This window comes from Tamilnaduibacter salinus (assembly GCF_003096655.1).
Taxonomy (GTDB): Bacteria; Pseudomonadota; Gammaproteobacteria; order Pseudomonadales; family Oleiphilaceae; genus Tamilnaduibacter; species Tamilnaduibacter salinus.
The window spans coordinates 1-20,091 of sequence record NZ_QEKQ01000008.1 but is presented as its reverse complement, the minus strand read 5'-3'; the positions used below and the strand labels follow the sequence as shown (position 1 = coordinate 20,091).

The 20,091-nt window shown below is 60.9% G+C and carries 21 protein-coding genes and 1 pseudogene; 13 read left to right on the top strand and 9 right to left on the bottom strand.

The window, feature by feature from the left end; genetic code table 11:
• The first annotated feature begins 29 nt into the window (after positions 1-29).
• Entirely contained in the window at positions 30-1,859 is a 1,830-nt protein-coding gene (locus C8D92_RS12230; RefSeq protein WP_116919611.1) for a long-chain-acyl-CoA synthetase, read from the top strand.
• Here the strand turns inward: C8D92_RS12230 and C8D92_RS12225 are convergent.
• From C8D92_RS12225 to C8D92_RS12215, 3 genes are read right to left on the bottom strand one after another with little or no spacing between them, the layout of a single operon-like run.
• Positions 1,849-2,808: a 5-oxoprolinase subunit C family protein gene (locus tag C8D92_RS12225; protein WP_116919518.1), complete on the bottom strand. Its 960-nt coding sequence runs from the start codon at positions 2,806-2,808 to the stop codon at positions 1,849-1,851. The genes C8D92_RS12230 and C8D92_RS12225 overlap by 11 nt on opposite strands.
• Positions 2,805-3,518 (bottom strand): 5-oxoprolinase subunit PxpB, encoded by a 714-nt coding sequence (gene pxpB / locus C8D92_RS12220; RefSeq protein WP_116919517.1) that lies wholly within the window; start codon positions 3,516-3,518, stop codon positions 2,805-2,807. Before pxpB ends, C8D92_RS12225 begins: the two co-directional genes overlap by 4 nt.
• Positions 3,515-4,294: a spermidine synthase gene (locus C8D92_RS12215; RefSeq protein ID WP_116919516.1), complete on the bottom strand. Its 780-nt coding sequence runs from the start codon at positions 4,292-4,294 to the stop codon at positions 3,515-3,517. The genes pxpB and C8D92_RS12215 overlap by 4 nt, the downstream gene beginning before the upstream one ends.
• 161 nt (positions 4,295-4,455) lie before the next feature.
• On the opposite strand from C8D92_RS12215, the gene C8D92_RS12210 reads away from it, so the two are divergent.
• Both C8D92_RS12210 and C8D92_RS12205 read left to right on the top strand, forming a co-directional pair.
• The gene (locus C8D92_RS12210; RefSeq protein ID WP_116919515.1) at positions 4,456-4,788 is read left to right on the top strand and encodes a transglutaminase-like domain-containing protein; all 333 of its coding nucleotides are present in this window, start codon (positions 4,456-4,458) and stop codon (positions 4,786-4,788) included.
• Between the two features lie 251 nt (positions 4,789-5,039).
• Positions 5,040-5,411: pseudogene (locus C8D92_RS12205) on the top strand (cysteine protease); the annotation flags it as partial.
• On the opposite strand, the gene C8D92_RS12200 reads toward C8D92_RS12205, so the two are convergent.
• Both C8D92_RS12200 and C8D92_RS12195 read right to left on the bottom strand, forming a co-directional pair.
• Positions 5,408-6,004, bottom strand: coding sequence for a hypothetical protein (locus tag C8D92_RS12200; RefSeq protein WP_116919514.1), 597 nt, complete (start codon positions 6,002-6,004; stop codon positions 5,408-5,410). The pseudogene C8D92_RS12205 and the gene C8D92_RS12200 overlap by 4 nt on opposite strands.
• Positions 6,005-6,116: 112 nt before the next feature.
• A complete protein-coding gene (locus C8D92_RS12195) occupies positions 6,117-6,500 on the bottom strand; it encodes a MerR family transcriptional regulator (protein ID WP_116919513.1) in 384 nt (127 codons plus the stop codon).
• Positions 6,501-6,579: 79 nt separating this feature from the next.
• On the opposite strand from C8D92_RS12195, the gene C8D92_RS12190 reads away from it, so the two are divergent.
• Positions 6,580-7,632 carry an SDR family oxidoreductase gene (locus C8D92_RS12190; protein ID WP_116919512.1) on the top strand — a complete coding sequence of 351 codons (1,053 nt, stop codon included), beginning with the start codon at positions 6,580-6,582 and terminating at the stop codon, positions 7,630-7,632.
• Between the two features lie 651 nt (positions 7,633-8,283).
• Here C8D92_RS12190 and C8D92_RS12185 read toward each other — a convergent pair.
• The gene (locus tag C8D92_RS12185) at positions 8,284-8,496 is read right to left on the bottom strand and encodes a hypothetical protein (protein WP_116919511.1); all 213 of its coding nucleotides are present in this window, start codon (positions 8,494-8,496) and stop codon (positions 8,284-8,286) included.
• A gap of 103 nt (positions 8,497-8,599) precedes the next feature.
• Here C8D92_RS12185 and C8D92_RS12180 point away from each other — a divergent pair, with 103 nt between their 5' ends.
• From C8D92_RS12180 to C8D92_RS12170, 3 genes are all read left to right on the top strand, one after another.
• Positions 8,600-9,697 (top strand): NAD-dependent epimerase/dehydratase family protein, encoded by a 1,098-nt coding sequence (locus C8D92_RS12180; RefSeq protein WP_207775173.1) that lies wholly within the window; start codon positions 8,600-8,602, stop codon positions 9,695-9,697.
• Between the two features lie 18 nt (positions 9,698-9,715).
• Positions 9,716-10,255 carry a hydrolase gene (locus C8D92_RS12175; RefSeq protein WP_116919510.1) on the top strand — a complete coding sequence of 180 codons (540 nt, stop codon included), beginning with the start codon at positions 9,716-9,718 and terminating at the stop codon, positions 10,253-10,255.
• A gap of 110 nt (positions 10,256-10,365) precedes the next feature.
• Complete coding sequence (locus C8D92_RS12170) at positions 10,366-10,572, top strand: putative motility protein (protein ID WP_116919509.1); 207 nt, start codon at positions 10,366-10,368, stop codon at positions 10,570-10,572.
• A 94-nt stretch (positions 10,573-10,666) separates the two neighbouring features.
• Here C8D92_RS12170 and C8D92_RS12165 read toward each other — a convergent pair whose 3' ends face one another.
• Together C8D92_RS12165 and C8D92_RS12160 are read right to left on the bottom strand one after the other, a co-directional pair.
• Positions 10,667-11,647, bottom strand: coding sequence for an NADPH:quinone oxidoreductase family protein (locus tag C8D92_RS12165; protein ID WP_116919508.1), 981 nt, complete (start codon positions 11,645-11,647; stop codon positions 10,667-10,669).
• 114 nt (positions 11,648-11,761) lie between these two features.
• Positions 11,762-12,328 (bottom strand): BLUF domain-containing protein, encoded by a 567-nt coding sequence (locus C8D92_RS12160; protein ID WP_116919507.1) that lies wholly within the window; start codon positions 12,326-12,328, stop codon positions 11,762-11,764.
• 155 nt (positions 12,329-12,483) lie between these two features.
• Between C8D92_RS12160 and C8D92_RS12155 the strand changes: the two genes are divergently transcribed.
• The 4 genes from C8D92_RS12155 to C8D92_RS12140 are packed head-to-tail and all read left to right on the top strand — an operon-like array spanning position 12,484 to position 16,337.
• Positions 12,484-13,779: an NCS2 family permease gene (locus C8D92_RS12155; RefSeq protein WP_116919506.1), complete on the top strand. Its 1,296-nt coding sequence runs from the start codon at positions 12,484-12,486 to the stop codon at positions 13,777-13,779.
• Positions 13,780-13,788: 9 nt separating this feature from the next.
• A complete protein-coding gene (locus C8D92_RS12150; protein WP_116919505.1) occupies positions 13,789-14,331 on the top strand; it encodes an adenine phosphoribosyltransferase in 543 nt (180 codons plus the stop codon).
• Positions 14,332-14,997 (top strand): fumarylacetoacetate hydrolase family protein, encoded by a 666-nt coding sequence (locus C8D92_RS12145; protein WP_116919504.1) that lies wholly within the window; start codon positions 14,332-14,334, stop codon positions 14,995-14,997.
• A gap of 35 nt (positions 14,998-15,032) precedes the next feature.
• Positions 15,033-16,337 carry an ABC1 kinase family protein gene (locus tag C8D92_RS12140; protein ID WP_116919503.1) on the top strand — a complete coding sequence of 435 codons (1,305 nt, stop codon included), beginning with the start codon at positions 15,033-15,035 and terminating at the stop codon, positions 16,335-16,337.
• Positions 16,338-16,623: 286 nt separating this feature from the next.
• Here C8D92_RS12140 and C8D92_RS12135 read toward each other — a convergent pair whose 3' ends face one another.
• On the bottom strand, positions 16,624-18,021 hold the full coding sequence (locus tag C8D92_RS12135; RefSeq protein ID WP_116919502.1) for an FAD-binding oxidoreductase: 1,398 nt from the start codon (positions 18,019-18,021) through the stop codon (positions 16,624-16,626).
• A 176-nt stretch (positions 18,022-18,197) separates the two neighbouring features.
• On the opposite strand from C8D92_RS12135, the gene serA reads away from it, so the two are divergent.
• Positions 18,198-19,427 carry a phosphoglycerate dehydrogenase gene (gene serA / locus C8D92_RS12130; protein WP_095611051.1) on the top strand — a complete coding sequence of 410 codons (1,230 nt, stop codon included), beginning with the start codon at positions 18,198-18,200 and terminating at the stop codon, positions 19,425-19,427.
• A gap of 178 nt (positions 19,428-19,605) precedes the next feature.
• The gene (locus C8D92_RS12125; RefSeq protein ID WP_095611042.1) at positions 19,606-19,890 is read left to right on the top strand and encodes a hypothetical protein; all 285 of its coding nucleotides are present in this window, start codon (positions 19,606-19,608) and stop codon (positions 19,888-19,890) included.
• Positions 19,891-20,091: the final 201 nt, after the last annotated feature.

Below are 20,091 nucleotides of genomic sequence, written 5' to 3'. Positions count from 1 at the left end.
CGGGGTCCCCAACAACAATGGATCACAGCATGACCCAGGAAAGCATCTCGACCCTCGACATCGCCCGTCAGTTGCCCGGCGTCATTCGCCGGGCGCCGGCCATTGCCAAGGGGCTCTTCTACTACTCCCTCAAGAGCGAGCGCAAAAGCGTGACGCTCGGCTCCATCATTGAGCACAACGCGTCCAGGCATGGTGATCGGCCGGCCGTTCTCTACGAGGACCGGCGCATCACCTACCGCGAGCTGAATGAGTGGGCGAACCGCATTGCGCACTATCTGCGCGCGCAGGGCCTGAGCAAGGGCGACAGCATTGCAGTGTTCCTTGAGAACCGCCCGGAACTGCTGGCGTTCGTGATCGGGGCCGCCAAGCTCGGTGTGGCCTGCGCGATGTTGAACACGTCCCAGAAAGGCCGTGTTCTGGAGCACAGCATCAACCTGATCGAGCCACAGATGATCGTCGTCGGGAGCGAACTGCTGGAACCGTTCGAGGCAGTCCGCGGCCAGATCCGGTTTGGTCACGACAACCCGCTGCTGTACCTGGCCGATGCGGATACGCGCCGCGAGTTCGGCGACGCGCCGGAAGGCTGGGTCAATCTGGCCGAACAGGTCAGTCAGTACCCCCGTCACAACCCGGCCGTGGTCAACCCGCCGACCATGGGTGACACGGCCATCTACCTTTTCACTTCGGGCACCACCGGTCTGCCGAAAGCCGCCCCCGGCTCCCACACCAAATTCGTGCGGGCGTACGGCGGTTTCGGGCTGATGTCGCTGAATATGGGTCCGGAAGACGTTCTGTACTGCACCCTGCCGTTCTACCACGGCACCGCGCTGCTGGTGTGCTGGGGCTCGGCGCTGGCCGGCGGCTCGGCCATCGCCATGCGCCGCAAGTTCTCGGCGAGTGCCTTCTGGGACGACGTCCGGTACTTCGGAGCCACCACCTTCGGTTATGTGGGTGAACTGTGCCGTTACCTGCTCAACCAGCCGGCCAGCCCGAAGGACCGGGATCACCACCTGACCAAGATGATCGGCAACGGCCTGCGGCCGTCCATCTGGAAGCCTTTCAAGGAACGGTTCGGCATTGAGACTGTCGCCGAGCTCTACGCCTCCAGCGAGGGCAACATCGGCTTCAGCAACTTCTTCAACATCGATAATACGGTGGGCTTCTCTACAGCGCCCTATGCCCTGGTGCGCTACCACGAGGGCACCCGCGATCCGGTGCGCAACCAAAAGGGCTACATGGAGAAGGTCAGACCGGGTGAGCCGGGCCTCTTGCTGGGCCAGATCACCAAAAAGTGGTCCTTCGAGGGCTACACCCAGAAAGACGCGACGGAAAAGTCGATCCTCCGTGACGTCTTCAAGAAGGGTGATCAGTGGTTCAACACCGGTGACGTGCTCAAGGAGATTGGCTTCCGCCACCTGCAGTTCGTCGACCGCATGGGCGATACATTCCGGTGGAAAGGGGAAAACGTGTCCACCACGGAAGTGGAAAACATCATCGACGAATCCGGCCTGGTCGAGGAAGCCATTGTCTACGGCGTGGAAATCCCCGGTACCAACGGCAAGGCCGGCATGGCCACGATCGTGCCCCAGGGCCCGGCGGACCAGTTCGATCCGGACCCCCTCTATCGGTTCCTGAGCGAGAATCTCCCGCCCTACGCTGTGCCGGTGTTCGTCCGCGTGGCCGATGCCATCGAGAAGACCGGCACGTTCAAGTACAAGAAGGTGGATCTGCAGAAGGCCGGCTTCGATCCCTCCAAAGGCTCCGGCACCGTCTACGCCGCCCTGCCCAAACGCCAGGGCTACGTGCTCGTGGACGAGGCCGTTTTCGGGCAGATTGAGGACGGGGACATCAGCTTCTGATGGCCCCGAAGGCGGTGATCGCCTCGATCGCCGCCCGCCACTGCGCTCTTGCCACACCCACCCCGCAGGCAGTCAGGCGCACGGGGTGGCCAACGGCACACTGGGCCAGCCGCGCCCGTGCGACGGGGCTCAGCGTGCCCAGCCTCGGGTATCCACCGATGGTCTGGCGGTCGTTCATCAGGCAGATCGGCTGCCCGTCCGGCGGAACCTGAACAGAACCGGGAGCAATGCCTTCGGACACCATGGCGGGCAACGGTCCGGTGAGCACCGGGCCGGTGAGGCGAATGCCCATCCGATCCGCACGGGTATCCACCTGCCACTCGCGGTTGAATGCCTCATAGAGGCTACGGCCATCAAACGCGGCGATCTGACCGGCGGGAATCAGCCCCAACCGGGCCGGTTGCTGATAATCGACCCGGTACGCCTCAGGCACTTCCGACGCCACCGGCATAGGGTCCGGGCGGGCCGCCGGGAATCGCAGCGTGTCCCCCGCTTCCAGCGCGGTACCGCCGCCCTTGTGGCCACCCAGTCCTTCCCGCGTGACACAGGCGACACTGCCCAGACTGGCCTCGCCAATCCAGCCTCCCGGCGCTGCCAGGTAGGCCCGCATTCCGGAGCGGGGCAGATCAAACGCCAGCCGGTCGCCCTTGTTCAGCTCAACGCGCTGCCAGGGCGCCAGAGCCCGGTCGTTGACCGTGGCCCCCAGATCGGCCCCGCACAGCGCGAGCGTTACATCGGCTTCGGCCATCAGGGTCAGCCCACCCATGGCGATTTCCAGAACCGGGGCCGAGGCTGGATTACCCAACAGCGCATTGGCCCAACCCGCCGCGTGCCAGTCCATCGGCCCGCCCTGGGTCATGCCCAGATGCCGAACCCCGAAGCGCCCGGCATCCTGTAACAGTGCCTGTGGCCCGGCTTTTTCGACTCTCAGCAGGCCCGTTCCGCTCATGCGCTGCCCTCCCCGACCGGCGTTGTGTCGCCGCCAAGCTCGATAAAACAGTCGCGGGTGATCGGCACAAACCGGACGCGATCGCCGGCCTCCAGAACCGTCATGGGGTCACTCTGCGGGTCGAACAGCGTTAGCGGCGTCCGACCAATCAGGTTCCAGCCGCCCGGTGTGACCTGCGGATAAGCCGATGTCTGGCGTTCGGCAATGGCGATGCTGCCTTTTGGAACGCGTTGACGCGGGGTGGCCAGCCGAGGCGTCGCAAGCGCGGGATCGACCAGTCCCATAAACGCAAAGCCAGGCACAAACCCGAGCGCGAACACCTGATACTCTCCAGCAGCGTGCGCACTCGCCACCTGTTCCATCGTCCAGCCGGTCTGTTCCGCGATAAGCGCCAGTTCCGGCCCAACACTCACGTCGTACCAGACCGGCAGCTCCACCAGACGACCCACGGTCTCAGCACTCTCTGGCGCAAGTTGGTCGAGAAGATCCGACAACGTAGCTCGTGCCGCCACGTCGGTCATCTGCCAGGGATCGTACTGGACAAGGACGGTGGTGTACGACGGCACCAGGTCCACCAGCGCCGGACCGAAGACTGCCCGGCACTGGCGGCAGAAGGCACGGATCCAGCGCTGGTTGTCGGGGTTGATCTGATCGGCGAATCGAACCATCCACGCGTCAACGCCGGCATTCTCGATACACGGTGTCGTCATGACGTGCCCCCCAACGGTTGATCAATGCGCCCGCTCGACACCAGACGCTGTACCAGCCTGGCCCAGCCAATCGGCAAACGCGCCTCAAGCCGGTCGAGTTGCTCGGAATCCGGGCGCGGAATCGCAACAGGGCGCCGGCTTGCGTAAATCACGAAGTTGTTGGTTTTGGTCCGATACAGGAGGACATCGGCAAACAGCCGGCGGAGCTGGCGGAGCAGCGCCCCATCCAGATCGGGAGCCCGGTGAAAGTTCAGGACCAGCCAGCCACAGGGGCCGAGCGCACGGTGACAACGGTCGATGAAACGGCGCTCGCCCTGCGCTGTACTCATTCGCGTTGCCGTGTAGAGATCCGCGAGAATCAGGTCCGTTCCGTCCGCAGGCATCGCGTGCAGGGCCGGCCGGGCATCGGAGACAGAGATCCGCACCCGATCATCGTCCGGCATGGAGAACCAGTCCCTTGCGATGGTCACCACCGCCTCTCTCAGTTCCACGCCATGAATGACACAGGCGGGCACGAGGTGGTGCAGCGCGCTGACCATGACACCCCCACCCACGCCAAGCACCGTAGCATGCGCGGGCTCCCGGTCGATCACCGGTAGTAGCATCGCGCGGTTGTACTCATGGACCGGCAGATGCGGTCGCCGTCGAGCGATCTTGCTCTGCTCAAACACCGAATCGAACCAGAGGACCCGGTGCTTGCGATAGTCCAGGACCTGGATCTTACCCAGCGCATCCTCGACCTGATGGACAACGTGACCGTTCAAACGGAACTTCATGGGCGCTCAACTCGGTTGCGATGGCGACCATCCTAGGGCAGCGCCATGGAGCGGCCAACCATTTTGAGCGTTTCCGTCACCCGACAAGGTCGGTTTCACCATAGTCAGTAGCCTGCTATTCACCTATGCTGAACGCTGATCAATCTGCCTGAGGATGGCCCATGGATCCCTTTCTGGCGCCCACACCGTTTTTTGATTACGACCACCCGCACGTCGAGGCCTGGATTCGCCGCCAGTTGGATGGTGTGGGCGACGATCCCGTTACACAGATCCAACACCTCTATCTCGCGGTTCGGGACGGCATTCGGTACAACCCCTATGTGTTTCAGACGAACGCATCCTCCTTTAGAGCCAGCGACGCACTCAAAAGGGGCGAGAGCTACTGCATTCCCAAAGCCGTTCTGCTGGGCTCAGCGGCCCGCGCCATTGGCATCCCCAGCCGTCTTGGCCTCGCCGATGTGCGCAACCATCTCTCTAGTGTCTCGTCTGGTTAATTCGTTGACTGACTGCGCGCCTCTGACGGTTCTGGGCAAGGCGTCAGTCCGCAGGCGGGGTCACTCCCCGTCAAGGGCTGACAACGCCGCTCCAGAGCCGTCAGCGGCGCGCCCTTAGGGAGCCCCTGAAAGGTCTGATAGCCGCGTTGCGCTGCCTCGATTTGGAACCACCAAACCTTCGCCATCGCGCCTTGCTCTCAGACCTTTCAGGGGCTCAGTCAGTCAGCGAATTAACCAGACGAGACACTCGCCCCCGGCTGATCGAGTTCCTGCAGTCGGACATCTTCCGGATGCACGGCTATATCGAGTTGTTTATCGCCGGCCAGTGGGTCAAAGCAACTCCGGCATTCAACGCTGCCCTGTGTGAAACGATGAATGTCGAACCGCTCGAGTTCGACGGCTACCACGACTCCGTCTTCCAGGCCTACACAGCCTCCGGCGACGCGCACATGGAATACGTGGCAGACCATGGCGTTTTCCCGGATGTGCCGCATGAGTTCATTGTGTCCGGCATCCGGTCTGCATACAGCCATCTGTTCGATCATGAGGGCAATGCCACCGGCTTCAGCGGGAGTCTGGAACGTGACATTGCCAATCGCCGCTCAGCGCCACAGACCACCTAAGGCGCAGTGATACCCATCACCAGCGGCTCCGCCTCAATAGCCAGCGGCGACAGCATCCGTACAGGGCTGCGGAACGTAGTGTCGACGGGGATCGACAGGTCTTCATCCAGCGCGACGCTGACCGGGGTGTCCAGTTTTAGCGGTATGGTCTGCTGAATGGGAATGGACATGGAGACCGGCACACTCATTTCGATCGGCACAGAGCCCCGGACCGGTAATTCTGTCCAGACACCAAGAATACGGGCCTCCATCGACGTATCAATACGCAGCTCCGTATTGACCGGGATGCGCTGATTCACATCGACCGTCATTGCAACCGGTACCTCCGTGTCGACACTCGCTTGCGTCGACAGCGTCTCCGTTATCGGCACCCGCACCGTGTCTTTCAACGGGACTTCAATATCGACGTCATTGGTGACGCGGGCCCTCATGCCCTCGGGCAGAGTCACACGGAACGGCAGCACCCCGTCCGGCAACTCGTCCATCAGTGTGCGGGACAGAACAAACAACGCGGCCGCAACAACGGTCAGTGCAATCAGCAGCGTGATCAGGTTGCTGACCAGGAGGGCTCGCCAGGTCACAGGTTGGGGCATTGGGCGCTCTCTTCGTCGCTTGAAGGTCAGAGGGAGAACGTTACCACTGCACCACCCGGTTCCGATTGACTACCGGGACAAGGGGCGACGGCCCCTGAGCCGCCAGTGTCCATCACGTTTCTTCAGGAACGGTTTTCCCCAGAGCCTCTGCACTGGCTCGCAGCCGGTCCTCCTCGGTGCGGAGTGTCTCCAGCAACTGACCCAACGCCGTCATCCGCTGTTCGACGGCACGGCGTTTGTTCCGGACCAGGGCGGCACCGAGGGCACAGTCCATGTCGCCGGACCGCATGGCCCCCAATACGGTCCGGATTTCCGCCAGCGTGAAATCCATCGCCTTGAGCTCCCGGATCATCAGCAGATCCTTCACGGCAGATTCCGGGTAGACCCGGTAGTTGTTGCTCTGCCGATATGGAGGCGACAGCAATCCCTCCTTCTCGTAATACCGGATGGTGTGTCGGCTCAGACCGCTTCGTGATTCCAGTTCGCCAATACGCATGAAAACCACTGTTGACCGTTGAGTTCACTCAACAGTTTAGCCTTTCTCCAGACTCGTCACACGGAACGGAGCAGGCCCCATGACACACCACGTTCTCGCGACCGGAGGTACCGGTTTCATTGGTCAGCACACGCTCGCATCACTCACCGGCCAAGGTCATCAGGTCCATGCGCTAATGCGGCGGCCGGACCGCCTGCCAGTCCTACGTGAGACGGTCCGACGTCTCGGTGGCGATCACGAACGCCTCCACGGAATCAAAGGCGACCTCGCCCGCGCCGGATTCGGCTGGGACTCCCCCATCCCATCGGCACTTGGGACGGTCGACCAGGTACTGCATCTGGGCGCCCTGTTTGACTGGCGTCTCAGGAAAGACCAGGCACGTGCTGTCAATACGGAGGGGACGCGCCGGATCGTGCAGTGGTGCGGACAACAAGGGGCGGATCTGACAATGGTTTCCGGATTCATGACCCATAACCGATCCCATCTGGTGCATCTGGGCATCAACCCGGAATCAGGATTTGCGGACTGGGATCGGGTCTATCGACGGGCCGGAGCCTACGAAGCCAGTAAACTGGAATCACACTTCCTCGTGAAGCGCCTGGCAGCCAAAAACAATGTGCCACTGACTGTCGTTAATCCCGGCACCCTGGCGGGCCATTCGCAGACCGGCGAACTGGCGCCCGGGCAACCGCTGGCCATGCTGATCGATAATCTGAAGGCAGGCCGGATGGCCATTGCCCCCGGCTCCAGCGCTCACTGGTTACCGCTGATTGCCGTCGATACCCTGGCTGACATGCTGACCCGGTGCATTGAAGATTCGACCACGCGAGGTCGGTCCATGCTCGCTCTGGACCCGACAACACCCGACTGGCCAACGACGCTTTCGCATTTCGCCGATGCCCTCGGCGTGACACCACCCCGCCTCTACCTACCGAAGGGGCTGGTAAAGGCAACGCTGAGCCTTCCCGGCATGGAACGTTTCATGGGCACGCCACGGGAGGCCCTCGATTTCATCCAGACGGCTCGCTTTGATGTATCCGACATGAACGCCTTTGTTGCTCAACACGGATTGAGGTGGCCATCAGTCGACCACGTTATGCACGCGAGCGCACGACACCGATCCAGTCAATAGACAAGTCAAGTGTTTGGATGCCTTAAGGAAGTGCGGATCAATTCCTTAAAAACGCAGAGTACTCCCTCGCACAGCGTGTACCCGGCACGGTGTGCAAGGGACACACAATTCAGAGCATCATGGCCGCGATCCAGCCGAAGATGATGAACGGGATCTTGTAGCGGACGAATGTCGCCACCAGAACGGCAAGACCAGAAGAGCCGCCACCATGAGGCCTCCCCCGATCTTTACCGCCTTTCGGTTCTGCCGTCTCACGGCTGTTGTTTTGTCGCCGTAGCTCAGCAGAGTCCGATCGCCCATCCGTAACTCCCAGACGTCGTACCGATCACGCCCCCAAAGATCCGGCTCAACCCAGACGGTCACCTCATGCCCCGGCAACCGACGGTTACAGGGGCAATCGGAACGGAGCCGATAGCGCCGACTGCCATCGTGGAGAATGAGCAAACGGTGGGCGTTCGCCTGCCCCACCGCCGACACGGCCCCCTGTTTCACGATCAGTTCCCGGAACTCAGGGGGCGAATTCATTGCGCCAGACAGCACGAGAAACGCCGCGAAAGCCAGCAGCCCCGGCCCAAAGATGGAAAGGAGAAACAAACGGCGTTCTGATCGGTTCACTCTCACGGCCACCACCCGTTACGACGATCATCCACGTCATCTCACGCCCAACCGGTACAACACATCATGAAACGCCTCTTCACTGACGTCCACGTACTCCAGGACGCGTCCGTACAGCATCACCGTAGGAACGTCACGACCGCCCCGCTCTTTCTGAGTCTCGTAAAGCACTGTCAGCACAATCCGCTCGGTGCGGGTCAGGCCGTCCCGTACATCGGGTATGATGTCGTCAATGTCAGACTCGTTCATACGCGGTCCCGTGTACACCCTGTCGCTGATGACTAATGCGGCCCAGTGTCCCGCCCCTGCACACTGGCACGTGTTGCCAGTTACATCGCATGGTAAAACGATCATGATGATTGTCGACATCGCTGACCAGAGGGCACACACCATGGAGATTGACACCACCAAACCGGTCATGGTCACCGGCGCCACGGGCTACGTGGCGGGCCGACTGATGGAAAGGCTGCTTGAAGAGGGCCTGACGGTCCATGCCGCCGTGCGCAACCCGGATGACAACGAGAAACTGAAATACCTCAACGCCATCGCGGAGAAGACGCCGGGCGTCATCCGCTACTTCCAGGCCGATCTGCTTCAACCGGGTTCCTACGCCGAAGCGATGGATGGCTGCTCTGTGGTTTTCCATACCGCTTCGCCGTTCACAACCGATGTCCGGGATCCTCAGAAAGAACTGATCGAACCGGCTCAGTTTGGTACCCGGAACGTGCTGGAGACGGTGAACGAGATCGACTCGGTCCGTCGTGTCGTGCTGACCAGCAGCTGCGCCGCCATCTACGGCGACAATGCCGATCTGGAGCAGACGCCCAACGGCGTGTTTACAGAGGACATCTGGAACACCAGCTCATCCCTGGACCATCAGGCCTATTCCTATTCGAAAACGCTGGCCGAGCAGGAGGCCTGGAAAATCGTCAACGCTCAGAACCGCTGGGACCTGGTGACCATCAACCCATCGCTGGTGGTCGGCGCGGGCATCAACCCCTATGCCACCTCGGAAAGCTTTAACATTCTGAGGCAGTTCGGCAATGGCGCAATGAAACCGGGCGTCCCGAATATCGGCATCGGGCTCGTCGATGTACGCGAAGTGGCGGAAGCCCACCTGCGCGCCGCCTTCACACCGCAAGCGAACGGCCGTTACATCGTCTCCGGCCATAACACCACATTCCCGGAAATGGCCGACGCCCTGAAACCCCGCTTTGGCAACGATTACCCGCTGCCCAAACGCACCCTGCCCAAATGGCTCGTCTGGCTCACCGGCCCCATGGTCAACAAAGCCATGACGCGGCCATTCGTCGCCCGGAACGTCGACAAACCCTTCCGCGCTGACAACAGCCGGAGCCGCAAGGAGCTGGGCATCGAATACCGTCCGATGGAAGAGTCCGTCAACGAGTTCTTTCGGCAGCTGGTGGATCATGGTTTAATCCGGAAATAGACCAGCCGGAGAACGCTTATGCTGAGACAGGACAACACTGGCCTCATCATCGTCGATATTCAGGGCAAGCTCGCAACGCTGGTGCAGAACAGTGACCGGCTCATCGATAACGCCGTCACGATGGTGAAGGCCGCCCGCATACTGGGAATACCGACACTCTGGCTGGAGCAGATTCCGGACAAACTCGGCCGCACGGTCGATCCGTTGCGCGACGCGCTCGACCCACTGGAACCCATCGCGAAAACCAGCTTCGGTGGCTGCGGCGAGCCCCGGTTCATGGAAGCGGTGGAAAACGCCAATGTGGACAACTGGCTGATCTGTGGCATTGAGACGCATATCTGCGTCTACCAGACCGCGCTGGGCCTGATTCACCACGGCTACGGCGTGGAAGTGGTCGCCGATGGCACCTCGTCACGCGACCCCGACAGCAAGGCCATGGCGCTGGCGAAAATGAGCGCGAACGGCGTCGGCATGACCGGTGTCGAGATGGCACTGTATGAGCTGATGGGGGACTGCCAGGCGTCGGAATTCCGGGATGTGCTCACTCTGATCAAGTGATGCGGTCACCGAATGTAATGAATTGCAAGCATTGGCGACCGGTGGTTTCGATGCGACACCCAGAGTGGTACGTTGAAACCGTTGTCTGATGTTATCGGAGAGTCGGAACCGTGGATACCTCCTCACTTGCCAGTTTCGCCACGCAGTTGAACCAGTCACAGGTCCAGCAGCAGGTGCAGATCAGTGTGCTGAAATCCGCTCAGGAGATGGCCAGCTCGGGCGCGCTGCAACTGCTCGAGGGCGTGTCACAGAGTGTGCCGACGTCCCCGACCAGCGCCAACCCCAACGTGGGCAGCCAGATCGACGTCAGGGCGTGAGGCCAATACTCGGATAATCACAGCCGTGACGGCCAAATCGACAAGGCCCCGGATGCCTCGCGCCCGGGGCCTTGTTGCGTCTGGGGCCGACTGATCAATTGGCGACTTTTAGCACCAGCTTCCCTTTCGCCCGACGCTCACTGAGCGCATTCAGCGCATTCACGTAGTCCTCGAACGCGAAGACCTCGCTGATGCGGGGCGTGATCCTGCCCTCGCCGTGGAGCTTCAACAGTTCCATCATGTTCTGGGCGCTCGCCTCCGGCTCTTTCTGGGTGAAGGTGCCCCAAAACACGCCCACAACGGAGCAGCCTTTCAGTAGCGGCAGGTTGGCCGGGATTTTCGGAATGTCGCCCGCCGCAAAGCCAATGATCAGGTGGCGACCGTTCCAGCCGACTGACCGCAGGGCCTGCTCGGTCATGTCTCCGCCGACCGGATCGTAGACCACATCAACACCTTTGTTGCGCGTCAGCTTCTTGACCGTCTCCTTCAGTGGCTCTTCGGTGTAGTTGATGCCGTGGTCGGCACCCGCTTCCTTCGCCACCTCGAGCTTCTCCTGACTGCTGGCCGCTGCGATTACCTCCGCCCCCATGGCCTTGCCCAGCTCCACTGTCGCCAGCCCGACGCCACCACTGGCCCCAAGCACCAGAAGCGTTTCCCCGGGCTGAATATTGGCGCGTTGTTTAAGCGCGTAGTACGAGGTGCCGTATACCATCGTGAAGGCAGCCGCTTCCTCATCACTCATGCCATCCGGAACCGGAATGAGGTTGTCTTCGGCGACGACGATTTCCTCGGCGAAGGCGCCAAACCCGCTCAACCCCATGACCCGGTCACCTGGCTTGAAGCGACTGGCCTTTTCCCCGACGGCGGTCACCTCCCCCGCCATTTCGCCGCCCGGCGAGAACGGCATGGGCGGCTTGAACTGGTACTCACCCTTGATGATCAGCGTGTCGGGAAAGTTCAGCCCGGCCGCTTTGACACGGATTTTCACGCCGCGGCCCTTGGCCTCTGGCGACGGTTGGTCACCGATCACCAGCTTTTCGGCGGGTCCGTATTCCTGGCAGAGGATGGCTCGCATGGTCCGTCTCCATTCTTGATAGTGGCATGGCGACCACGCTAGCCCGGATGGGAGCATCGGGCAAATCAATTCCATTCAGAGCGGCCGATCAATCTGGCGAATAGCGGTAAACCATCACAGCAGAATCACACCGGAGACGACAAACCCGGCAATCAGCACACCGGCAACCATCAGCAATACGTTGCGCTCCCAACGTCCCTCGGCCGTCGCAGGAGCGCGGGACCTTTCTGCCCCACTGGCGGGTAGCGCTTCCTGATTCGCTTCCTGACCGATGAGGCGGATCATGGCGTCCGTAAGCAGGTCGTCGAACTCGAACGGATCGAACCGAGTCATATTCCATTCCGAGAGCAGACTGCCGACCGCATCGTCGGTGGGCACGTATTTCATGGACCAAGCGCTGAACGTATAGGCCTCCAGCGGCTCCTCAAGCAACGTGACGACGTCGGTATGGCGCGGATCACTCTGAATGGTCTGGTAGAGCTGCCGAACAGCCGAAGCAGGTCCTTCCAGATACTGAAAAAAGCAGCCATCTCCGTAATACAGACCACCCACGATGTCCTGCTTCGGGTTATTACGCCGCGACGCCATAAGAATGCGCGCGACGGTAGGCTCCACGCCCATACTGGCGGGACGCTCCTCAAAGGCAGCGCGGCTGGCATAGGCAAGCCGGACGAGACTCATGGCGAAGGCTCCTGTTCACTCGATTGGCAACGTTCAGAAAGAGATACTCACTCCGCGGCCGTTCGGATTAGTCGGTCATCTGTCGCTTGGCGCGCCTCACCTGTACCGGTACCATTTCGCCTTTGCGTTCGACTCAAACTCCGCAGGGCGTTTCCATGCTTGAAAGACTCTTCCAGCTCAAGGCGCACGGCACGACGGTGCGTCGCGAGGTCATTGCCGGTATCACCACGTTTCTGACGATGGCTTACATCATCGTCGTCAACCCGAGTATTCTGTCCGCCACCGGGATGGATTTCGGGGCCATCTTCGTTGCAACCTGTCTGGCCGCCGCCATCGGCACCCTGATCATGGGTCTGTGGGCGAACTATCCGATTGCCCTGGCGCCGGGCATGGGCCTGAACGCCTTCTTCTCGTTCACGGTGGTCGGCAGCATGGGCTACAGCTGGCAAGTAGCGCTGGGCGCCGTATTCCTGTCAGGTGTCATCTTCTTCCTGCTCAGCATTTTCCGGGTCCGGGAGTGGATTATTAACAGCATTCCCATGTCCCTGCGGTTCGGCATTTCCGCGGGGATCGGCTTTTTCCTCGCTCTGATCGCGTTCAAGAACGCCGGTGTGGTGGTGGATGACAACGCCACGCTCGTGAGTCTGGGCAACATCAAGTCGCCGGAGAGCCTGATGTTTTTCGGAGGCTTCCTCCTGATCTGCGCGCTGGCTTACAAACGCGTGATCGGTGCCGTCATGATTGGCATCATCGTCATCACTCTGGTTGCCCTGACACTGGGCATGGTCGAGTACAACGGCCTGGCGTCGGCACCACCCAGCCTGGCACCCACGTTCATGCAGATGGACGTTGCCGGTGCGCTGGAAGTCGGCATGATCAGCGTGGTGTTCGCGTTCCTGTTCGTGGACCTGTTCGACACGTCCGGCACCCTGATCGGCGCCGCTCAGCGCGGGGGTCTTCTGGACGAGAACGGCAAGCTGCCACGGCTCGGGCGTGCGCTGATGTCCGACTCGGTCGCGACCATGTCCGGTGCCGCCATGGGCACCTCCACGACCACCAGCTACATCGAATCCACCGCTGGCATTTCGGCGGGCGGTCGGACCGGATTGACCGCGGTGGTGGTCGCCCTGCTATTCCTTGCCTGTCTGGTGTTGTCACCCATCGCCAAGATCATTCCCGCCTACGCCACGGCGCCCGCCCTGCTTTATGTCGCCGCACTGATGACCAGCGGCCTGAAGCTGATCGATTGGGACGACATCACCGACGCCGCTCCGGCCGTGGTGACCGCATTGATGATGCCGCTGACCTTCTCCATCGCCAATGGCATTGCCCTGGGCTTCATCACTTACGCGGTGCTCAAAGCCCTGAGCGGTCGCTGGTCGCATCTCAATGCCAGCATTGTCATCATTGCGGTGGTGTTTATCCTGAAATTCCTGTTCCTCAACGAATAAGCCGACACCATGGACTATTTCTCCGAAAGCATCCGCCAGGCCATCCGCACCGTGCCGGACTGGCCCAAGCCGGGCGTCCAGTTCCGGGACATCACCACGGTTCTGCAGGACCGTACCGCCTTCCGGAAGCTGATCGACGCCTTTGTCCACCGCTACCATGGTGAGAGCATCGACGCTGTGGCCGCCGTCGATGCGCGCGGCTTCATCATTGGCTCGGCACTGGCCTACGAGCTGAATGCCGGACTCGTGCTGGTCCGCAAGAAAGGCAAGCTGCCTTTTGACACGCTGGTCGAGGATTACGAGCTGGAATACGGGACAGCATCCGTCGAGCTCCACAAGGATGCCTTCAAACCCGGCGACCGGGTTGTGCTGGTGGATGACCTGATCGCCACCGGCGGCACCATGCTGGCCGCCAGCCGCCTGATCCGCCGCATCGGCGCGGACATCGTCGAGGTCGCTGCCATGATCGACCTGCCAGGGCTGGGGGGATCGGCGAAACTGCGTGAAGAGAAACTGCCCATCTACACCGTCTGCGCGTTTGAGGGCGACTGAATGAGCGGCTACCGGCACCAGTGGTGGGATCAGACACCCATGGATCTCCCGGTCGGAAAGATCGTCTGCGTGGGTCGAAACTACGCGGCCCATGCGGTCGAGTTGAACAACCCGATCCCGACCGAGCCACTGCTGTTCATGAAGCCCGCGTCGGCACTCACGCCGCTGGATGCTCCGATCCGGCTGCCACAGGATCGGGGCGCGGTGCATTTTGAAACGGAACTGGCGGTGTTGATCGGCCAGCGCCTGACCGCTGCCGCCGAGACAGACGCCCGGGGCGCCATCATCGGCTACGGCCTTGCTCTGGATCTCACACTGCGCGACCTCCAGGCCCGCCTGAAGGAGAACGGACATCCCTGGGAACGGGCCAAGGCCTTTGATGGCGCCTGCCCACTGTCACCATTCATCCCGCCGGATCAACTCGGCGACCCCGCCGCCTTGCGATTCACGCTCGAACTGGACGGCAAGCCCCGCCAAACCGGCAACACGGACCAGATGCTCACGCCGGTCCTTCCGCTGATTGCCCATATCAGCCAGACGTTTACCCTCGAACCCGGCGATGTCGTCCTCACCGGGACCCCCGAAGGCGTTGGCGAACTGACTTCCGGTCAGACGTTGACCTTGACACTGGGTGAGATGAGGATGGGATCTACCACCGTCGTCTGAGCGTAAGATCCTTTCCGTTTCCAGCGAGCATCACCATGGCAAAGAAACCCACCACCACCCGCAGCGGCCGCTTTTTCCGGCTCGCCGGCATGACAGCGTCCGTTGCCGGCCAGTACGCCGGCAACCGGGCAAGGCGATTCTTCGGTCAGCAGGAAACTGACGAACAGCGCAGTGCGCGCTATTCCAGAATGGCAAACGATGTGGTCGACACCCTTGGCGACCTCAAAGGCGCGGTCATGAAGGTCGGGCAGATCGCCTCCCAGACCCAGGATTTTCTGCCTGCCGAGTTCTCTGACGCCCTTCAGAAGCTCCAGAAAGAAGCGCCGCCGATGCCCTACGAGGTCATCGCGCAGCAGATCGAGTCCGAACTGGGACAGCCCGTCGGGGAACTCTTCGAATACCTTCAGGACACACCCTACGCCGCCGCGTCGATCGGTCAGGTCCACCGGGGGCGCCTGCAGTCCGGCGAAGACGTCATCGTGAAGGTGCAATACCCCGGCGTCGACGAGTCCTGCGACTCAGATCTGCGCCAGCTTCGCACCGCCCTCAGGCTCGGTGGTCTCCTGAAAATGCCAAAGGAGAGCGTCGACCAGCTCTTTGGCGAGATCCGCGAACGTCTTCAGGAGGAGCTGGATTACGAGAATGAAGCGGCGAACATCCGACGCTTCCGCGAGTTTCACCAGAACGATGGCGGCGTCCTGATCCCGGCCGTGTTCGACACGCACTCCACACGCCGCGTGCTGACACTGGCGTTGGTGGAGGGCGACCATGTCAGCGAGCTGGACGGGGAGCGCTACCCTCAGGACGTTCGCAACCAGCTTGGGCATCGCATTTTCACCACCATGGCCGACCAGTTGTTCCGGTTCCACTGCATTCATGGCGACCCTCACGCGGGTAACTTCGCCTTCCGCCCGGACGGCACGCTGATTCTCTATGACTTCGGCTGCGTCAAACAGCTCAAACCGCGCATCGTGGAGGCCTACCGGCACGCCCTGATTGCCGCTCTCGAGCAGGATTACGCCGCGCTCGACCGGCACCTGATCGCGCTTGGTGCGCGCGTCGAATCCAAGCCCGCCGTGGATGAGGCCTACTACGCCATGTGGCGGGACATCTTCATCCGGCCGTTCAGCGGCGACCAGCCCTATGATTTTGCCCACGCCGACATTCACAAGCACGTCGCCGCCAAAACGCCGACCGTGTTTGAGTACCTCGACTACTTCAAACCGCCCGTCGAGAGCATCTTCATCGACCGCATGATCGCCGGGCACTACTGGTTGATGAAACGTCTGGGCGTGCAGGCCGCGTTCCGGGAGGAATTGGAGGGGTATCTGGCGGAGTAGGAAGACCATTTCGCCGCGGAATCCACGGAAGGACGCGGAAACGTCCTGCGGACTTGAACAATGAATGAAATGTCACTGTAGGTTGGGCTGACGCAGGAAGCCCAACACAAATAACCCAGCATGACCGCCGCTGAACGACTAAAGCGGTTTGTCAGCCACGGAAAGACACGGAAAGCACGGAAGCGCCCTACGGGCGCAAACTCGCAAAGAAGTAAAGGACACCCGCCTTGCTGCTTGCACCTCGTTTTTCCGTGCTTTCCGTGTCTTTCCGTGGCCCAATCAATTCTTAATCGAGATCAAACACCTTCCCCGGATTCATGATGCCGTTCGGATCGAACACCTGCTTGATGCCGCGCAGGTAGGCGATTTCCTCCGGAGGGCGGGTGTAGGTGAGGTAGTCCTTTTTGATCAGGCCCACACCATGCTCGGCGGACACGCTGCCGCCGTATCGCTCGACGATTTCGAACACCCACTTGTTAACCTGCTGGCACTTCCCGAAGAAATCGTCCTTCGACATGTCCTCAGGCTTGAGGATGTTCAGGTGCAGGTTGCCGTCACCGATGTGGCCGAACCAGATGATCTCGAAGTCCGGGTAATGGTGCGTGACGACATCGTCGATTTCCCGCAGGAATTCGGGCACCTTCGAGACGATCACGGAAATATCGTTCTTGTAGGGCGTGCGCGGTGCGATGGACTCGGAGATCCGCTCGCGAAGCTGCCAGAGGTTGTGGGCCTGGGTTTCACTCTGGCTGATGACGCCGTCCATCACCCAGCCATTCTCCATACACTGCTCAAACAGCGTCATGGCATCGTCCATCACCTGATCGGACACGGCCTCGAACTCCAGCAGAGCGTAGTACGGCGCTTCGGTTTCGAACGGCGCCTGCACAGACCCATGGGTCTGAACGTGCTGCATGGCCTCGTGGGAAAAGAACTCGTAAGCGGTCAGGTCGATCTGCTTCTGGAACGTCTGGAGCACGTCCATGGTATTGGTCAAGTCGTTCAGACCCAGAACCAGCACGGTCAGGTTGTCCGGCTGACGGGTGAGCTTCATGGTCGCTTCGGTGATGAAGCCCAGCGTGCCCTCAGCCCCAATGAACAGATGGCGCAGGTCGTAGCCGGTGTTGTTCTTCTCCAGATCCCGGTTCAGATGCAGCACGTCACCCTTGCCGGTCACCACCGTCAGGCCCGCCACCCAGTCCCGGCTCATGCCGTAGCGGATCACCTTGATGCCGCCGGCATTGGTGGACAGGTTGCCCCCAAGCTGGCTGGAGCCGGCCGAGGCAAAATCCACCGGATAATGCAGATCGTTGTCCTCGGCGAACTGCTGGAGCTGTTCGGTGATCACACCCGCCTGACAGTGCACAGTCCGGTCACTCGGGCTGAAGTCCAGCACCTGATTCATGTAGTCGAACGCCACAACCACTTCACCGTTGGTCGCCACCGCCCCGGCACTCAGACCCGTCCGGCCACCCGAGGGCACGAGAGCCACCCGATGCTCATTGGCAAACCGAACCAGCGCCTGAACCTGCTCTGTCGAGCGGGGGAACACCACCGCCACCGGCTTGGGAGCGTGCATTTTGGTCCAGTCGCGACCGTAGTGGTCGAGATTCTCCGGATCATCCAGTACCTTGCCGTCGTCCAGCAGCGCCTTCAGTTCGGTGACAATCTGCTCAGGGGTCATGGTCGTGCGTCTCGTATCCTGTGATGTCGGTTCACAATGAAGTGGCGTCCGGGGCCGATCCGGACACTGTCAAAAAGGGCGTTTATGGTATCATACGCGCCCTGTTCTACGAGCCGGCCCGGCATCCGCCCGCTGGCCGGCGCTGTAATCCGTGTGACGAAAGGTCTGAAGCGCTCATGGCAACAACGTCCCTCGACAAGAGCAAGATCCGGATTCTGCTGCTCGAAGGCGTGCACCAGTCCGCCCTGGACACCCTGCATGCCGCCGGATACACCAACATCGAATACATCAAGCACGCCATTTCAGAGACGGAGCTGAAAGAGAAGATTGCGGATGCCCATTTCATCGGCATCCGCTCTCGCACGCAGCTGACCGATGACGTGCTCCAGCACGCCGACAAGCTGGTTGCCATCTGCTGCTTCTGCATCGGCACCAACCAGGTGGATCTGAAGGCCGCCACCCGTCGGGGCATTGCCGTTTTCAACGCGCCATTCTCCAACACCCGCAGCGTGGCCGAACTGGTGCTGGCGCAGGCCATCCTGTTACTGCGCGGCATTCCCGAGAAAAACGCCAGTGCCCATCGCGGCGGCTGGATGAAGTCCGCCAAGAACAGCTACGAGATCCGCGGCAAGAAGCTGGGCATCATTGGCTACGGCAACATCGGCACCCAGTTCAGCGTGTTGGCCGAGTCGCTCGGCATGGACGTGTACTTCTACGATGTGGTGGCCAAGCTGCCAATTGGTAATGCCAAGCAGGTGGGCTCACTCAAGGAGCTGCTGAACCAGTCCGACGTGGTCAGCCTGCACGTTCCGGAAACGCCCTCCACTCGCTGGATGTTTGGTGCCGAGCAACTCGCCCAGATGAAGCCGGGCAGCATCCTGATGAACGCCTCCCGCGGCACCGTTGTGGACATTGAGGCGCTGACCGAAACGCTGCGCAGCGGCAAGCTGCTGGGCGCCGCGATCGACGTATTTCCGGTGGAGCCGCGCTCCAACGACGACGAGTTCATCTCGCCACTGCGGGAGTTCGACAATGTCATTCTGACGCCGCACATTGGCGGCTCGACCGTCGAGGCGCAGGAAAACATCGGGCGTGAGGTCGCCGAAAAGCTCACGCTGTACAGTGACACCGGCACCACCATGGCCTCGGTCAACTTCCCGGAAGTGGCTCTGCCATCGCACCCAAACCAGCATCGACTGCTGCACATCCATGAGAACGTGCCGGGCGTGCTGTCGGAGATCAACCGGGTGTTCTCGGAAAACGACATCAATGTCTGTGGTCAGTATCTGCAGACCAATGAAGACATTGGTTATGTCGTGATCGATGTGGACAAGGAATACAGCGAGTTGGCACTTGAGAAGCTCAAGCACGTGAAAGCGACCATCCGCTGCCGGGTTCTTTTCTAACGAAAGAACCCCGTCACGGCGTCGCCTCCCGGGCGGCGCCGTTTTCTCTTTCCCCCTCTCCTTCCGACGACGTTACCACTTCGTCATTGCATTCGGCCCCGAATGACCTTGAGTTGTCATAGCCCGCCCGCACAGTGTGATCTATAGACAGTGGTGACGGACAAAAGGAGGAAGCCGCATGTCCCTGAAAGATTCCATCGTGAAAAAACTCGAAACCCAGAGCAACGCCTGGACCAAAAAGATCGACAGCCTGCGCGCTCAAGCCGAAGAGAAGATGGCAAAAGCCGAAGATGAACAGGCTGAGGCCCGTATTCAGCAGGAATTCACCGAACAGATTCAGAAGCTGGAAGAAAACGTTGAAAAGGCGCGCACCCGGATGAACGAAGCAAAGGACGCCGGCGAGGACAAGATTGCCGACCTGAAAAAGCGGGTGGATGAGTGGTTGCCGAGCAACACCAACTGACTGATCGGCCGCGGAATCCACGGAAGGACACGGAAAAAGCCGGAAGATGAAAGACAGGGGCAACGCCCAAAGGCGCTCTTACCGAGTCATTCTTCCGTCTTTTTCAGAGATGGGATGGTCTCCTCCCCACTCCATAACGGCGTCGCTATGCGCCAAGATAGGTGTTGAGGCATCTATCTACGAGTTAAGGAGGAGACCATG

What these genes read in the sequence shown, in the direction of transcription:
- C8D92_RS12230 (WP_116919611.1), top strand. Translation starts at nt 30, where the DNA reads ATGACCCAGGAAAGCATCTCGACCCTCGACATCGCCCGTCAGTTGCCC.
- C8D92_RS12225 (WP_116919518.1), bottom strand. Translation starts at nt 2,808, where the DNA reads ATGAGCGGAACGGGCCTGCTGAGAGTCGAAAAAGCCGGGCCACAGGCA.
- pxpB (WP_116919517.1), bottom strand. Translation starts at nt 3,518, where the DNA reads ATGACGACACCGTGTATCGAGAATGCCGGCGTTGACGCGTGGATGGTT.
- C8D92_RS12215 (WP_116919516.1), bottom strand. Translation starts at nt 4,294, where the DNA reads ATGAAGTTCCGTTTGAACGGTCACGTTGTCCATCAGGTCGAGGATGCG.
- C8D92_RS12210 (WP_116919515.1), top strand. Translation starts at nt 4,456, where the DNA reads ATGGATCCCTTTCTGGCGCCCACACCGTTTTTTGATTACGACCACCCG.
- C8D92_RS12200 (WP_116919514.1), bottom strand. Translation starts at nt 6,004, where the DNA reads ATGCCCCAACCTGTGACCTGGCGAGCCCTCCTGGTCAGCAACCTGATC.
- C8D92_RS12195 (WP_116919513.1), bottom strand. Translation starts at nt 6,500, where the DNA reads ATGCGTATTGGCGAACTGGAATCACGAAGCGGTCTGAGCCGACACACC.
- C8D92_RS12190 (WP_116919512.1), top strand. Translation starts at nt 6,580, where the DNA reads ATGACACACCACGTTCTCGCGACCGGAGGTACCGGTTTCATTGGTCAG.
- C8D92_RS12185 (WP_116919511.1), bottom strand. Translation starts at nt 8,496, where the DNA reads ATGAACGAGTCTGACATTGACGACATCATACCCGATGTACGGGACGGC.
- C8D92_RS12180 (WP_207775173.1), top strand. Translation starts at nt 8,600, where the DNA reads ATGATGATTGTCGACATCGCTGACCAGAGGGCACACACCATGGAGATT.
- C8D92_RS12175 (WP_116919510.1), top strand. Translation starts at nt 9,716, where the DNA reads ATGCTGAGACAGGACAACACTGGCCTCATCATCGTCGATATTCAGGGC.
- C8D92_RS12165 (WP_116919508.1), bottom strand. Translation starts at nt 11,647, where the DNA reads ATGCGAGCCATCCTCTGCCAGGAATACGGACCCGCCGAAAAGCTGGTG.
- C8D92_RS12160 (WP_116919507.1), bottom strand. Translation starts at nt 12,328, where the DNA reads ATGAGTCTCGTCCGGCTTGCCTATGCCAGCCGCGCTGCCTTTGAGGAG.
- C8D92_RS12155 (WP_116919506.1), top strand. Translation starts at nt 12,484, where the DNA reads ATGCTTGAAAGACTCTTCCAGCTCAAGGCGCACGGCACGACGGTGCGT.
- C8D92_RS12150 (WP_116919505.1), top strand. Translation starts at nt 13,789, where the DNA reads ATGGACTATTTCTCCGAAAGCATCCGCCAGGCCATCCGCACCGTGCCG.
- C8D92_RS12145 (WP_116919504.1), top strand. Translation starts at nt 14,332, where the DNA reads ATGAGCGGCTACCGGCACCAGTGGTGGGATCAGACACCCATGGATCTC.
- C8D92_RS12140 (WP_116919503.1), top strand. Translation starts at nt 15,033, where the DNA reads ATGGCAAAGAAACCCACCACCACCCGCAGCGGCCGCTTTTTCCGGCTC.
- C8D92_RS12135 (WP_116919502.1), bottom strand. Translation starts at nt 18,021, where the DNA reads ATGACCCCTGAGCAGATTGTCACCGAACTGAAGGCGCTGCTGGACGAC.
- serA (WP_095611051.1), top strand. Translation starts at nt 18,198, where the DNA reads ATGGCAACAACGTCCCTCGACAAGAGCAAGATCCGGATTCTGCTGCTC.
- C8D92_RS12125 (WP_095611042.1), top strand. Translation starts at nt 19,606, where the DNA reads ATGTCCCTGAAAGATTCCATCGTGAAAAAACTCGAAACCCAGAGCAAC.